Here is a 13,763-nt window from a genome sequence, read left to right as displayed (position 1 = left end):
TGTTACGCCGCCCATGACAGCGGATCAAGATAGAAACCCCGCCTCGATCTCGCTGGCGGGCGGGGCAAGGCGCGGGCGGTTAACCGCGCTTTTTAACGATCACCGATCCGACGGAATAGCCCGCGCCGAAAGAGCAGATCAGCCCCGTGTCCCCGTCTTGCAGGTCATCGGAATTCTTCGCGAAAGCGATGATCGACCCAGCGGAGGAGGTGTTGGCGTAGTCTTGTAGAATGTTGGGCTGTTCGCCTAGCTCAGGCTCCCGGCCCAGCACCTTGCGCCCAATGAAATCGTTCATCGATTTGTTCGCCTGATGTAGCCAAATGCGTTTAAGGTCGTCGGACTCCAGCCCATTGTCGGCCATATGCCCGCCGATATGATCGGCCACCATGGGCAACACTTCCTTAAACACTTTGCGCCCATTCTGCATGAACTGCATGTCGCGTCGGTCGCTCAGCCCGTCGGGGCGGGACCGGCGGAGGAAGCCGTTGTTGTTGCGGATGTTGTTGGAGTACTCAGTCGCGCAGCGGGTTGAGATGACTTCGAAACAGGGGCCTTCGACATCTTCGGCACGCTCCAGCAGCGTGGCGGTGGCGACATCGCCAAAGATGAAGTGGCAATCCCGGTCGCGCCATTCGAGGTGGGCCGAACAGATTTCCGGGTTCACCACGAGGGCGGAGCGGATGGAGCCGGAGCGGATCATATCCGCCGCCGCCTGAATGCCGAATGTGGCCGAAGAACAGGCCACGTTCATGTCGAAGGCAAAGCCCTTCACGCCCAGAAGCTCTTGAATTTCGATGGCCACGGCGGGGTAGGCGCGCTCTAGATTGGAAGCCGCGCAGATCACCGCATCCACATCATCGGCGGTCTTTCCAGCGGCAACGAGCGCCTTTTGCGCAGCATCAACGGCCATTTCCGCCATCAGGGAGGGTTCCTCATCCGCGCGCTGGCGCAGCAGGGGATGCATGACATTGGGGTCCAACACGCCGGATTTGTCCATGACATAGCGCTGCTCGATGCCGCTGGCTTTGACGATGAACTCTTCCGAAGAATGCGCCTTGGCCTCTAGGGTGCCCGCGTCGATCGCGTCGGCATTCTCGGCGTTGTAGAGGTCGGCATAGGCGTTGAAGGCTTCGACCAGTTCGGCGTTGGTAATGGTTTGCTGAGGCGTGAAAACGCCCGTGCCGGTGATAGCGGCTTGATACATCGGTGTGATCCCTTTCTCTCCAACGGCGTGGCTGGTCTACTAAAGCTGAGCAGCCCCGGTGGAATTGCAAGGGGCCGTTGTCATGGTCGGCGCACGCTGACGCAGGGGGCAGCAAGGTGCAGGTTCCATACTTTAGCGAAACCGCGCGGGACTTGCCACGGCTTTGAGGTGGCAGGCGTGTGAATGCCGCTACAGTTGAAAAATTTGATCGCCTAGGGCGATACGCGCTGGCTTGACTATGCAACCGACAGGGCGCAGTGATCGCTCGTTAGCAATCATTAATTGAACAAGAACAGACAGATTTTTTTCAGGGCAGCGGCCATCTCGGCGCGTGATTTACAGGTCCACCAATGGCGGATGCCGCAGCCTAGAGCACAGAATTTACTTACGATTTCAACCTCCGAAAAAGAGAGGTGTCATGAGGCGCAAAGTTATTAGTCGAATGCTTTTCGATCGGGTGAAGCGTTTTTCCAAGGACGAGGCCGGCGGGATGCTGGTCCTCATGTTGGTCGTGTTTTTCGGCATTACGATCTTTGGCGGTCTCGCCGTGGATCTGGCGAACCACGAGCGGACGCGGACCACATTTCAGACCCATCTCGACAACGCCGTGTTGGCCGCGGCCAGCCTGTCGCAAGACCTCGACCCCGAAGAGGTCGTGCGCAGCTACCTGACGTCTGCGGGGCTTGACCCATCCGAGGTGGCGATCGACACGAGCGAAGAAAAGATCGGCGGCATTTTGGTGGGGCGGACGGTCGAAGCCTCGCTTCCCGCCGGGCTGAACACCTATTTCTTTCGATTTTTCGACATCGACACGCTTGGCATGACGATCACGTCAGAGGCGACCGAGCGGGTGGAAGATATCGAGATTTCGCTCGTGCTCGACGTGTCGGGCTCGATGGGGGAAGTGACTAGCGACCGAAGCGGGATTAAGCTGACCCTGCTTAAGAGCGCGGCCATCGATTTCGTGGAGACAATCCTAAGCGATTCCGAAGAGGGGCGTGTGTCGATTTCCGTTGTGCCCTATTCGACGAAGGTTAACGCAGGGGAGGCTCTGCTGGGCCAATATGCGGCAACCACAGAGCATAACTATTCGCATTGCGTGGATTTTGAGGCGAATGATTATGGCTCCTTGTCGATCGATCCCGACCAACAGATCCAGCGGACCGGACACTTTCAGTTCCAGGGAATGTCGACTTCTGATCGGGATCGTGGCCAGTGGGTTTGCCGTAAAGACGGGGGCTTTGCGATCACGCCACTGTCGGACTCTGTTTCGGTACTGAGATCGCAAATCCTTGCCTTGACCGCCGAAGGGTCAACGTCGATCGATGTTGGCGCGAAATGGGGGTTGGCGTTGCTTGACCCCTCCGCGCAAGAGCCAGTGAACGGATTGATCAACGCCGGTTTAGTGGAACCTGAGTTCCAAGGCCGTCCACATCCGCATGGCGCTGAGAACAGCATGAAAGTATTGGTGCTGATGACGGATGGTGAGAACTATCCAGAATATCGACTTGAGCCTGAATATGCATCTGGCGAGTCAGATGTTATCCGCACTGATTACGGTTCGGTCGTGTTTTATACGGCGGATTCGGCGGAACGCTCAAACGAGTACGACGGGGATAATTCCTATCCCGAAGCCTACTTTTACGCGACCCATCCTTGGGGGTCCGACCGGATGTGGCATGACACCACACTGCTTAATCATCCTAGTTTAGAGAGATATAAGAGCCAGGGAGAGGAAGAGCGGCTCGACTGGCCCGAGGTTTGGGCGGAGATGTCCCCCTATTACTACGGATATAATCTCTATGGTCGGCGGCGATCGGTGACCTGGTGGGGGGGATCGCAGGTTTGGAACTCTCTTACGAGCAGCTTCTGGGCCAACATGCACAAGACGATCAGTGCGAGCGAGAAGGACCGGCGGCTGCGTCAAATCTGCGGTGTCGCGAATACCGCTGGGGTCGTGGTCTATTCCATCGGCATGGATGTCGACAGTACCAATTCACTCAACCTCCTGAAAGATTGCGCTTCATCCGAGGCCCATTACTTCGACGTTCAGGGGCTGGAAATCCAAACCGCATTCGACATGATCGCCGCATCCATCTCTATGCTGAGGCTGACGAAATGATCCGCTTTCTCAAAGACCGCTTTCGCCGGTCCGAGGCGGGCGGGGTCACCGTTGAGTTCGTCATCCTGTTGCCGCTGGTCTTTTACTTCTTTTTCCTCGCGCTTGAGACCGGTCTGTGGAGCGCGCGTGAAATCATGCTGCGCCGCGCCACGAATTTGGCCGTGCGGGACGTGCGTTTGGCGACTGGCGCCACGCCGGGCTATGACGCGATGAAAGCGCTGATTTGCGAGCGTTCGGTCTTTGATGCGGGCTGCCTAGAGAATATCCGGATCGAGATGCGCGCCTTGCCGATTGCCGATTGGGCCGACTTGGGCGGCCCTGCGCCTTGCGTGGACCGGGACGAAGATTTCGATCCCGCAAACGGTTTTCTACCCGGCCAGCAGAACAATCTGATGATGATGCGGGTGTGTCGTCTTTTTGAGCCGCTTTTGCCGGGGACCGGTTTAGGCCGTCAACTGCCCGAAGGGTCTGACGGTCAATATGGCGTGCGGGTCACCACCGCTTTCGTAACGGAGCCACGCGGATGAGGGCGATTTCTTTAAAGCGTTTTTTCCAGTCCGAAGAGGGCAGCCAGACAATTGCCTTTTTGGTGCTGCTGCCTTTGCTGGTCTGGTCGATCATGGCGATGCTGACCTTCACGGATGCCTTTCGGGTGCGCGGGATGGCGACCGATGCCACCGCCGTCATCGCCGACAGCCTGTCGCGCCAGACAACGCCAATCACCGCCGCTGACCTTTTGGGGCTGCAATCGGTCGCAGAGCAACTCACCGGGTATGAGGTTTCTTTGCGGATCACTCAGGTACGCTGCATTCTGGACTGTGACAGTCTAGGCCGTCGGATCCTCGCGGTGGATTTCTCGCAGGGGATCGGTCTGGACAGCCTGCTCGATCTCGACTTTGTCGCCGGTCTCTCGCGTGAGCGCGTGCCGCTGATGGCCGATGGCGACCGTCTGGTGCTGGTCGAGACAAGTTTTACCCACGAACCGATTGCGCAGATCGGCTTGGAGGCCAAAGAGGTCAGCGTGTCGCATGCCACACGGATGCGTTTCGCGCCCCAGCTTTGCTGGATAAGGTGCATCATCAGCTAAGCGGGCACTGCGCCGCCTGAAAAAAGGGGCTGCCCAATGGACAGCCCCGATTTCTTACCCCTGAAGCGCTTTCACACCGATTGCATCCTCGGCCTGCGCCTTGATCGCCAGTGCCGCGGCATGGGCGCCTGCGGCGGTGGTGAAGTAGGGGATCTTGTCGTAAAGCGCGATAGAGCGGATCGACTTGCTGTCTTCGACCGCCTGCGCGCCCTCGGTGGTGTTCATCACCAGATGCACATCGCCGTTTTTCATCATGTCGGTGATGTCGGGGCGTCCCTCGTAGACCTTGTTCACCACATCGCAGGCATGGCCATTGGCGGTGAGCCATTCCGCGGTGCCGCGGGTGCCAATCAAGGTAAAGCCTTGGCCCAGCAGGATTTCCGCGGCCTCCAGCATGTTTTGGCCCTTGTCGGCGTCCTTGACCGAGAGGAAGGAACAGCCGTTGCGCGGCAATGGGTTGCCCGCGCCCATCTGCGCCTTGAGGAAAGCGCGGGGGAAGTCGCGGTCCCAGCCCATGACCTCGCCGGTTGAGCGCATTTCCGGCCCCAAAAGCGTGTCGACGCCGGGGAAACGGGCGAAGGGCAGCACCGCTTCTTTGACCGAGAACCACGGCATGTTCGGGTCGGCCAGTGTCATCGGATCGCCAAGCGGAAGGGTGTCTTCATATGCTGCCTGATCGGGGTAGGGCGGGCGCTGCGGGAAGTTGCTGAGCGGCTCCCCGGCCATGATCCGCGCGGCGATGGAGGCGATGGCGCTGTCCGTCGCTTTGGCCACGAAGGGCACGGTGCGCGAGGCGCGGGGGTTGACCTCAATGAGGTAAATCTCACCGTCCTTCACCGCGAACTGGATGTTCATCAGGCCCACGACGTTAAGCGCTTTTGCCAGCGCGCGGGTCTGCTCTTCGACCTCCGCGATGATCTCGCGCGGGAGCGAGTAGGGCGGCAGGGAGCAGGCGCTGTCGCCGGAGTGAACGCCCGCCTCTTCGATATGTTGCATGATGCCCGCGACATGGACATTCTCGCCGTCGCAGAGGGCGTCGACATCCAGCTCAACCGCGCCCGACAGGTAGCTGTCGAGCAACACGGGGCTGTCGCCGGACACGACCACCGCGTTGGTGATGTAGCGCTCTAGGCTGGCTTGGTCGCGGACGATCTCCATCGCGCGGCCCCCCAGAACGTAGGAGGGGCGGATCACCAGCGGAAAGCCGATTTCCTTGGCGATTTCCATCGCTTCGGCGTCGGAATGGGCGATGCCGTTGTGTGGTTGTTTCAGGCCAAGGTTCAGCACAAGCTGCTGGAAACGCTCGCGGTCTTCGGCCAGATCGATCATGTCGGGCGTGGTGCCAAGGATCGGGATGCCGGCCTCTTGCAGGCCGTTGGCAAGCTTCAAGGGGGTCTGGCCGCCGAACTGAACGATGACGCCGTGCAGCGTGCCGTTGTCCTGCTCGACGCGCAGGATCTCCATGACGTGCTCGAAGGTCAGCGGCTCGAAATAGAGGCGGTCTGAGGTGTCATAGTCGGTGGAAACCGTCTCGGGGTTGCAGTTGACCATGATGGTCTCATAGCCCGTGTCGGTCAGCGCGTAGCAGGCGTGGCAGCAGCAGTAGTCAAACTCGATGCCTTGGCCGATCCGGTTCGGGCCACCGCCGAGGATGACGACCTTCTTGCGGTCTGATGGCCGCGCTTCGCATTCCGCCTCGCCCATCAGCGGGCTTTCGTAGGTGGAATACATGTAGGGGGTCTGCGCTTCGAATTCGGCGGCGCAGGTGTCGATGCGTTTGAAGACGGCTTTGACGCCGAGAGCCAGCCGCGCGTCGCGAACCTGCGCCTCGCGGCTGTCAGTCAGCATGGCGAGCCGGGCATCGGTGAAGCCCATCATTTTCAACTCGCGGAAGGTATCGGCATCGTCGGGCAGACCGCTGGCGCGGATGCCCTCTTCGGCTTCGATGATCTCGCGGATCCGGGCAAGGAACCACGGGTCGAACATCGTGTGTGCGTGCAGATCGTCGTCGGACATGCCGTGACGCATCGCTTGGGCAATGGTGCGCATCCGGTCGGGCGTGGGCGCCGACACGGCTTTGATCAGCGCTGCCATATTCTCTGGCGCGTCGCCGGGCAGGTCGCTGTTGAGACCGGTGATGGCCACTTCGTCAAAGCCGGTGAGGCCCGATTCCATCGACGCCAGCGCCTTTTGCAGGCTTTCGTGGATGGTGCGGCCGATGGCCATGGTCTCGCCCACCGATTTCATCGCGGTGGTGAGGTAAGGCTCGGCGCCGGGGAATTTCTCAAAGGCGAATTTGGGGATCTTGGTGACCACATAGTCGATGGTCGGCTCGAAAGACGCGGGCGTGACGCCGGTGATGTCGTTGTCGAGCTCGTCCAGCGTAAAGCCCACGGCCAACTTCGCCGCAATCTTGGCGATGGGGAAGCCGGTGGCTTTGGACGCCAGCGCCGAGGAGCGCGACACGCGGGGGTTCATTTCGATCACGACCATGCGGCCATCGGCGGGGTTCACGGCCCATTGGACGTTAGAGCCGCCGGTCTCCACGCCGATCTCGCGCAGCACGGCGATCGAGTGGTTGCGCATGATCTGGTATTCTTTGTCGGTCAGCGTCAGGGCCGGGGCAACGGTGATGCTGTCGCCGGTGTGGACGCCCATTGGGTCGATGTTTTCAATGGAGCAGACGATGATGGCGTTGTCGGCGGTGTCGCGCACCACTTCCATCTCGAACTCTTTCCAGCCGAGCAGGGATTCGTCGACGAGGATTTGGCCCATCGGCGAGGCGTCCATGCCGGAGCGGCAGTAGAATTCGTAGTCCTCGCGGTTGTAGGCCACGCCACCGCCGGTGCCGCCCATGGTGAAGGCGGGACGGATGATCGCGGGCAGGCCCACGTATTCCAGCGCCTCAAGCGCGAGGTTCACACCTGCGGCGAGGTCTTTCTTGCCGTCGTCGCGTAGTGGGGCGGTGACGATGGTGGCTTTGGGGTTTTCGATGCCCAGACGGTCCATCGCGTCGCGGAAGAGCTTGCGGTCTTCGGCCATCTCAATGGCTTCGCGCTTGGCGCCGATCATCTCGACGCCGAATTTTTCGAGCACGCCCATTTCTTCGAGCGCGAGCGATGTGTTCAGGCCGGTCTGGCCGCCCATGGTGGGCAGCAGCGCGTCGGGGCGTTCTTTTTCGATGATCTTGGCGACGATCTCGGGCGTGATCGGCTCGATGTAGGTGGCATCGGCGAGGCCCGGGTCGGTCATGATCGTGGCGGGGTTGGAGTTGACGAGGATGACGCGGTAGCCTTCCTCTTTCAGCGCTTTACAGGCTTGAGCGCCGGAATAGTCGAACTCGCAGGCTTGTCCGATCACAATCGGCCCCGCACCAATGATCATGATCGACTGGATGTCGGTACGTTTCGGCATGGCGGCCCCCTAAATTTGCAAATTGTCCTGCCTTATAGGCAAGGCGGCTCTGGCTGCAAGGGGGGAATGGCCATCACGGCCCGAGAAATAAGGGTGGCGTTGTGGCTTCACCCCCTCAAGGGCAGCGACCGGAGGGCTGCTGGGGCTGCTGAAGGGATCAGCTTGGCTGGTCGGACCCTTCGGTATTGAGGAAGATGCGCAGCGTCGCCTCGAACTCGCGCGGTTTTTCGGCGTGGAGCCAGTGGCCTGCGCCGGGGATTTTGGCAAAGCGCGCTTGCGGGAAAAGCGCCTTGATCGCCTCGCGGTGTTCGGACTGGACATAGTCCGAGGCCCCTCCCGAGAGGAACAGGGTCGGCCCCTCGAACTGCCCGCTCAGATCCTCGGGCCAGCCGATGATCTTGGGCATCTCAGCCTCGAGCGCGTCGAGGTTCAGCCGCCAGCGTTTTCCGGGCACGTCGAGCGATTGGGTAAAGAAGCTCTGCAGCGCGCGCTCTACCCCGGCTGTGGCCAGTTGCGCTTCGGCGTCCGAGCGGCGTTCGATCTGGGTGAGGTCGACGCCTCGCATGGCGTCGATGAACATCTGTTGTGTGTGGCCATAGGTGACGGGCGCGATATCGGCGACGATCACCCGGCGCAGCAGATCGGGCTGGGTCAGCGCCAACATCATCACCGCCTTGCCGCCCATGGAGTGACCGCAGATGTCCACCGGGCCGCCCAGATGCGTGATTACCTCGGCCAGATCCTGCGCCATCTCGGGATAGCTATGGGTGTCGTGATGTGGGCTGCTGCCGTGGTTGCGCATGTCCACCGTGACGACGTGGCGATTGTCGGAAAGACGTTTCGCGATGACGCCCCAGTTGCGGCCAGAGCCATAGAGGCCGTGAACGATAAACAGGGACGGACGGTCGGCGGCGGCTTCGCCATATTCGGTGTAATTCAACATGCGGTCAAATTACGGGCATTGCAGCCCGGGGACCAGAGCGATTAGATGCGCGCATGATTGACCGCCAAGATTTCAACACCCGCGCCGAGGCGCTGCGCCCCCTGTTCGAGGATCGGCTGCGCATCAAAGCCCGCGATCTGCGCGAGGCGTTTCACCGCGCCGGGCCGGAATTGCCGCGCGGCATTCGCGGCGATGGGCTGTTGCTGAGCAAGACCGAACATCTGGTCGCAAACCCTCATATCGCCCGCCAGCTGGAGGATGCCCCCGTTTGGGCGGCCTTCAACCGGGTCACGGCGCATCTGCGCGAGATCGACCCCAAGGCCCGGCGGCGCGGGATCATTCTGGATCGCTTGGCGGGGGTGGCCTTTAACATCCTCGTGGTTTTCGTGGGCTTCGTGATCTGGCTTTGGTGGCGCGGCTACGTTTAAGCCGCCGCGCCCAAGGGCTTAGGCCGGGTCGTAATCCGCGTCCGTCACCTTTTCCATCCATTCGACAGCCTCGCCGACCTGCGCCTCTTGCAGGGCGATATGGGTCATGGCGCTGTCTGGCGCGGCGCCGTGCCAGTGTTTCTCTCCGGGGCCGAACCAGACGACATCGCCTTTATTAAGCGTTTGCACCGGGCTGCCTTCGGTCTGGGCGCGGCCGGTGCCTTCGGTGACGATCAGGGTCTGGCCCAAGGGGTGGACATGCCACGCCGTGCGCGCTCCGGGCTGGAAGGTCACCGTCACCCCGCGCAGGCGGGCGGGGGCCGGGGCAGAGATCAGCGGGGCCATCTCGACCTCTCCGGTGAAGTAATCTTCGGGGCCGGGTTCAGAGGGGCGGCTGCCCTTGGGATGAATGATCATGCGGGTCTCCTTTGCAGAAGAATGTGGCGCGGGGAGGGGGGATCGGCAAGGGGGGCTGTCTTGCGATGCTTGCCCGGAACCAAGGCGCTTTGCGCCGCCGGGCAGCGCCCGACCGCCCCATGGGCGGGCGCTTTTGCAGCCGGGCACATCACCTTAGCCGCACATCATAGTTGAGAAATAAAGTGGTAAGAACGCGCGTTTCGATGCCCACCCGCGGTCGGGCGCTGCCCGGAGGGCGCGTGAAATGGCCCCCGCATCCCTGCGAGGGCCAAACTTCTCAGAGGTTCGGATACATCGGGAAACGCTGGCACAGCGCTTCGACTTCGGCTTTCACCTTGGCCTCGACCTCGGCATTGCCATCGGCACCATTGGCCGCCAGCCCGTCGACCACTTCGATGATCCAATCGGCGATCTGGCGGAACTCGGCCTCACCGAAGCCGCGCGTCGTGCCCGCGGGGGAGCCGAGACGAATGCCCGAAGTTACCATCGGCTTTTCGGGATCAAACGGCACGCCGTTCTTGTTGCAGGTGATATGCGCCCGGCCCAGAGCCTTCTCGGTGTCGTTGCCCTTCACGCCTTTCGGGCGCAGATCGACCAAGACAACATGGGTGTCGGTGCCATGGGTCACGGTATCAAGGCCGCCTTTGATCAACTGATCCGACAGCGCCTGCGCGTTGGCGATGACCTGTTTGGCATAGGCCTTGAACTCAGGCTGCTGCGCTTCGCCAAAGGCCACGGCCTTGGCTGCGATCACATGCATCAAGGGGCCGCCCTGAATGCCGGGGAAGATGGCGGAGTTGATCTTTTTCGAGATCGCCTCGTCATTGGTCAGGATCATGCCGCCGCGCGGGCCGCGCAGGGTCTTGTGGGTCGTGGTCGTCGCCACATGCGCATGGGGGAAGGGGGAGGGATGCTCACCCGCTGCCACGAGGCCCGCGAAATGCGCCATGTCGACGAGCAGATAGGCACCCACGCTATCGGCAATCTCGCGCATCTTGGCAAAGTCGATCTGGCGCGGGATGGCAGAGCCACCGGCGATGATCATCTTGGGCTGATGCTCTTTCGCCAATTCGGCGACTTGGTCGTAATCCAGCAGATTGTCCTGTTTGCGCACACCGTATTGCACGGCGTTGAACCATTTGCCCGACTGGTTCGGCTTGGCCCCGTGGGTCAGGTGACCACCGGCATCAAGGCTCATCCCCAGAATGGTGTCGCCCGGTTGCAGCAGCGCTGTGAAGACGCCTTGGTTCGCTTGGCTGCCGGAGTTCGGCTGCACATTGGCGAACTGACAATCGAACAGCGCGCAGGCGCGTTCGATGGCAAGGTTCTCGGCCACGTCGACATGCTCACAGCCGCCATAGTAGCGGCGCCCCGGATAGCCTTCGGCGTATTTGTTGGTCATGATGCTGCCCTGCGCCTCAAGCACCGCAGCCGAAACGATGTTCTCGCTGGCGATCAACTCGATCTCGTCGCGCTGGCGGCCCAGTTCGGCATCGATCGCAGCGGCAAGGGCAGGGTCGGAATCAGCGAGAGATTTGGTGAAGAAATCGGACATCAGGGGATCCTCATTGGAGCTGGTTTCGCGTGTTGCCTATCGGAAACCCGGCCTGAGGTGAAGGCTGTAAACCGACAGGTTGCAAGATATGTGCGTCAACACTGGTGGCGCACGGAATAATGTGATTGTTTTGGCCCCAAACGCCGATGATCGGAAACTTCGCCGGAATGAGCCTGCTGACATGTCCTTAAAGATCGCTTTTGTGGCCAGCCGGGCCAGCGTGGCACAGACGGCGCGGGCCGCTTTGATCGGGCGTTATGGCGATGTGCCACTGCGTCAGGCCGAGGTGATCGTGGCGCTTGGGGGCGACGGGTTCATGCTGCACACGCTGCACAGCACCCAAGACATGGACGCGCCGGTCTATGGGATGAACCGCGGCACCATCGGCTTTTTGATGAACGCTTACCGTGAGGGCGACTTGCAAGCGCGGCTGGCGGCGGCGGAAGAGGCGGTGATCAACCCTCTGGTCATGCGCGCCACCCATATCGACGGGACCATCTCGACCGCGCTGGCGATCAACGAGGTGTCCCTGCTGCGCGCCGGGCCGCAGGCGGCCAAGTTGCGCATCACGATAGACGGGCGGCAGCGGATGGAGGAACTGGTCTGTGATGGGGCGCTGGTGGCGACGCCTGCGGGCTCCACCGCCTATAACTATTCCGCGCATGGGCCGATCCTGCCAATTGGTTCGGATGTGCTGGCCTTGACCCCGATCGCCGCCTTCCGCCCACGCCGCTGGCGCGGGGCTTTGCTGCCGAAACGGGCGACGGTGCGCTTTGACGTGCAAGAGCCGCAAAAACGCCCCGTGATGGCGGATGCCGACGGGCAATCGCACCGCGATGTGACCACGGTTGAGGTCTCTTCGGATCCAAGCGTGAGCCATCGGATCCTCTTCGATCCCGGTCATGGGTTGGAAGAGCGGTTGATCTCGGAACAGTTCAACTAACGTCCCCCGTCACTGCGGCCCTGCAGACGGCGTCTTTCCGCCTCTGCGCTCCTCCGGCAGGGAACCCTGACTTCGCGCCAGCGTTGTACCTGCAAGAGCGGGACAATCCCGCATCTTCACAGCCTATGAAAGGAGACCTGACATGAATTGGGACCGTATCGAAGGCAATTGGAACCAGATGACCGGCGCGGTGAAATCGCAATGGGGTGACCTGACCGATGATGAAATCACCGAAGCGCGCGGCAATCGCGAGCAACTGGTGGGTAAGATTCAAGAACGCTATGGCATCGCCAAAGATGAGGCCGAGCGTCAAGTCGATGACTTCGCTGCGAAATACTGATTTTCGTAGCTGGCATTAAAAAAAGGCGACCCCCTCGGGGGTCGCCTTTTGCGTTTCAAGAGAGGCTCAGGCCTCGTGCCAAGCGCGGTCGCCCTTGTCGTCTTTCACGCGGGTCGGCAGGCCAATGTCATCCAGCAGGCCGAAAAGCGGTTTCGGGTCCAGTTCTTCGACATTGACCATGGTGGCGGTGTCATAGGTGCCATCGGCGATCAGCATCGCAAAGGCCACGGGCGGCACGCCTGCGGTGTAGGAAATGCCTTGGCTGCCGACCTCGTTATAGGCGTCCTTGTGATCGGCGACATTGTAGACAAAAACCTCAACCTCCTCGCCGTCTTTCACGCCTTTCACCAGATCGCCGATGCAGGTCTTACCGGTGTAGTTCGGCGCAAGGCTCGACGGGTCGGGGAGTACGGCCTTCACCACTTTCAGCGGCACGACTTCCAGCCCTTCGGCGGTGGTCACGGGCTGTTCGGAGAGCAAGCCGAGGTTCTGCAAGACGGTGAAGACATTGATGTAGTGATCGCCAAAACCCATCCAGAAACGCACGTCGGCGTCCGGGTAGTTGGCAGCCAGCGAATGGACCTCATCATGGCCTGACATATAGGCTTTCTGCTTGCCGACGACGGGCAGATCCCATTCGCGGCCCACTTCGAACATCTTGTTCTCTTTCCACTCGCCTTCCTGCCAGCTGTAGACCGTGCCGGTGAACTCGCGAAAGTTGATCTCAGGGTCGAAGTTGGTCGAGAAATACTTGCCGTGGTCGCCTGCGTTGATGTCGACGATGTCGATGGATTTGACCTCGTCCATGAACTCATCAACTGCGAAACGGGCGAAGGCGTTGACCATACCCGGATCAAAGCCAGCGCCTAGAATCGCGGTCACACCCGCCTCGGCGCAGGCCTCGCGGCGCTTCCATTCGTAGTTGCCATACCACGGCGGGGTCTCGCAGATTTTGCGGGGGTCTTCGTGGATCGCGGTGTCGATATAGGCGGCACCGGTGTCGATGCAGGCCTGCAGCACGGTCATGTTCACGAAAGGCGAGCCCACGTTGATCACGATCTGGCAGCCAGTTTCCTTGATCAAGGCGGCGACAGCGGCGGTGTCCATGCCATCGACTTCGTGCGCCTTGAACACGCCGTCCTGTTTCATCGCGTTTTTCTCATGCACGCTGGCGATGATCGCCTCGCATTTGGAAACCGTGCGGCTGGCGATATGAAGCTCACCCAAACGATCATTATTCTGAGCGCATTTATGCGCCACAACCTGTGCGACGCCGCCCGCGCCGATGATAAGAACATTGCGTTTCATAG

12 protein-coding genes are annotated in these 13,763 nt (G+C 60.9%); 6 read left to right on the top strand and 6 right to left on the bottom strand.

Going from position 1 to position 13,763, the window contains the following annotated elements:
• Positions 1-79: 79 nt before the first annotated feature.
• A complete protein-coding gene (locus K3758_RS13760) occupies positions 80-1,204 on the bottom strand; it encodes a beta-ketoacyl-ACP synthase III (protein ID WP_259945941.1) in 1,125 nt (374 codons plus the stop codon).
• Positions 1,205-1,622: 418 nt separating this feature from the next.
• Between K3758_RS13760 and K3758_RS13755 the strand changes: the two genes are divergently transcribed.
• The 3 genes from K3758_RS13755 to K3758_RS13745 are packed head-to-tail and all read left to right on the top strand — an operon-like array spanning position 1,623 to position 4,413.
• On the top strand, positions 1,623-3,326 hold the full coding sequence (locus K3758_RS13755) for a TadE/TadG family type IV pilus assembly protein (RefSeq protein ID WP_259945938.1): 1,704 nt from the start codon (positions 1,623-1,625) through the stop codon (positions 3,324-3,326).
• Complete coding sequence (locus K3758_RS13750; RefSeq protein WP_120351700.1) at positions 3,323-3,853, top strand: TadE/TadG family type IV pilus assembly protein; 531 nt, start codon at positions 3,323-3,325, stop codon at positions 3,851-3,853. Before K3758_RS13755 ends, K3758_RS13750 begins: the two co-directional genes overlap by 4 nt.
• Complete coding sequence (locus K3758_RS13745; protein WP_259945933.1) at positions 3,850-4,413, top strand: TadE/TadG family type IV pilus assembly protein; 564 nt, start codon at positions 3,850-3,852, stop codon at positions 4,411-4,413. The genes K3758_RS13750 and K3758_RS13745 overlap by 4 nt, the downstream gene beginning before the upstream one ends.
• 54 nt (positions 4,414-4,467) lie before the next feature.
• Here K3758_RS13745 and carB read toward each other — a convergent pair whose 3' ends face one another.
• Together carB and K3758_RS13735 are read right to left on the bottom strand one after the other, a co-directional pair.
• Entirely contained in the window at positions 4,468-7,827 is a 3,360-nt protein-coding gene (gene carB / locus K3758_RS13740; protein WP_259945929.1) for a carbamoyl-phosphate synthase large subunit, read from the bottom strand.
• A 157-nt stretch (positions 7,828-7,984) separates the two neighbouring features.
• Positions 7,985-8,770 carry an alpha/beta fold hydrolase gene (locus K3758_RS13735; RefSeq protein WP_259945927.1) on the bottom strand — a complete coding sequence of 262 codons (786 nt, stop codon included), beginning with the start codon at positions 8,768-8,770 and terminating at the stop codon, positions 7,985-7,987.
• 53 nt (positions 8,771-8,823) lie between these two features.
• Between K3758_RS13735 and K3758_RS13730 the strand changes: the two genes are divergently transcribed.
• Positions 8,824-9,198 carry a hypothetical protein gene (locus K3758_RS13730; RefSeq protein ID WP_259945925.1) on the top strand — a complete coding sequence of 125 codons (375 nt, stop codon included), beginning with the start codon at positions 8,824-8,826 and terminating at the stop codon, positions 9,196-9,198.
• A gap of 18 nt (positions 9,199-9,216) precedes the next feature.
• Here K3758_RS13730 and K3758_RS13725 read toward each other — a convergent pair whose 3' ends face one another.
• Positions 9,217-9,615 carry a cupin domain-containing protein gene (locus K3758_RS13725; protein WP_067916484.1) on the bottom strand — a complete coding sequence of 133 codons (399 nt, stop codon included), beginning with the start codon at positions 9,613-9,615 and terminating at the stop codon, positions 9,217-9,219.
• 277 nt (positions 9,616-9,892) lie between these two features.
• Positions 9,893-11,170 (bottom strand): serine hydroxymethyltransferase, encoded by a 1,278-nt coding sequence (glyA, locus tag K3758_RS13720; RefSeq protein ID WP_259945921.1) that lies wholly within the window; start codon positions 11,168-11,170, stop codon positions 9,893-9,895.
• Between the two features lie 181 nt (positions 11,171-11,351).
• Here glyA and K3758_RS13715 point away from each other — a divergent pair, with 181 nt between their 5' ends.
• Both K3758_RS13715 and K3758_RS13710 read left to right on the top strand, forming a co-directional pair.
• Complete coding sequence (locus K3758_RS13715; RefSeq protein ID WP_067267283.1) at positions 11,352-12,113, top strand: NAD kinase; 762 nt, start codon at positions 11,352-11,354, stop codon at positions 12,111-12,113.
• A 142-nt stretch (positions 12,114-12,255) separates the two neighbouring features.
• Entirely contained in the window at positions 12,256-12,453 is a 198-nt protein-coding gene (locus K3758_RS13710) for a CsbD family protein (protein ID WP_067937510.1), read from the top strand.
• A 66-nt stretch (positions 12,454-12,519) separates the two neighbouring features.
• Here the strand turns inward: K3758_RS13710 and K3758_RS13705 are convergent, their stop codons facing one another.
• Positions 12,520-13,761, bottom strand: a complete 1,242-nt coding sequence (locus K3758_RS13705; protein WP_259945917.1) for a saccharopine dehydrogenase family protein — start codon at positions 13,759-13,761, stop codon at positions 12,520-12,522.
• Positions 13,762-13,763 lie beyond the last annotated feature (2 nt).

Origin of the sequence: Sulfitobacter sp. W002 (assembly GCF_025142135.1) — a bacterium.
Lineage (GTDB): Bacteria > Pseudomonadota > Alphaproteobacteria > Rhodobacterales > Rhodobacteraceae > Sulfitobacter > Sulfitobacter profundi.
Note: the sequence above shows the minus strand (reverse complement) of the source record. Positions and strands in the feature narration are given on the sequence as shown.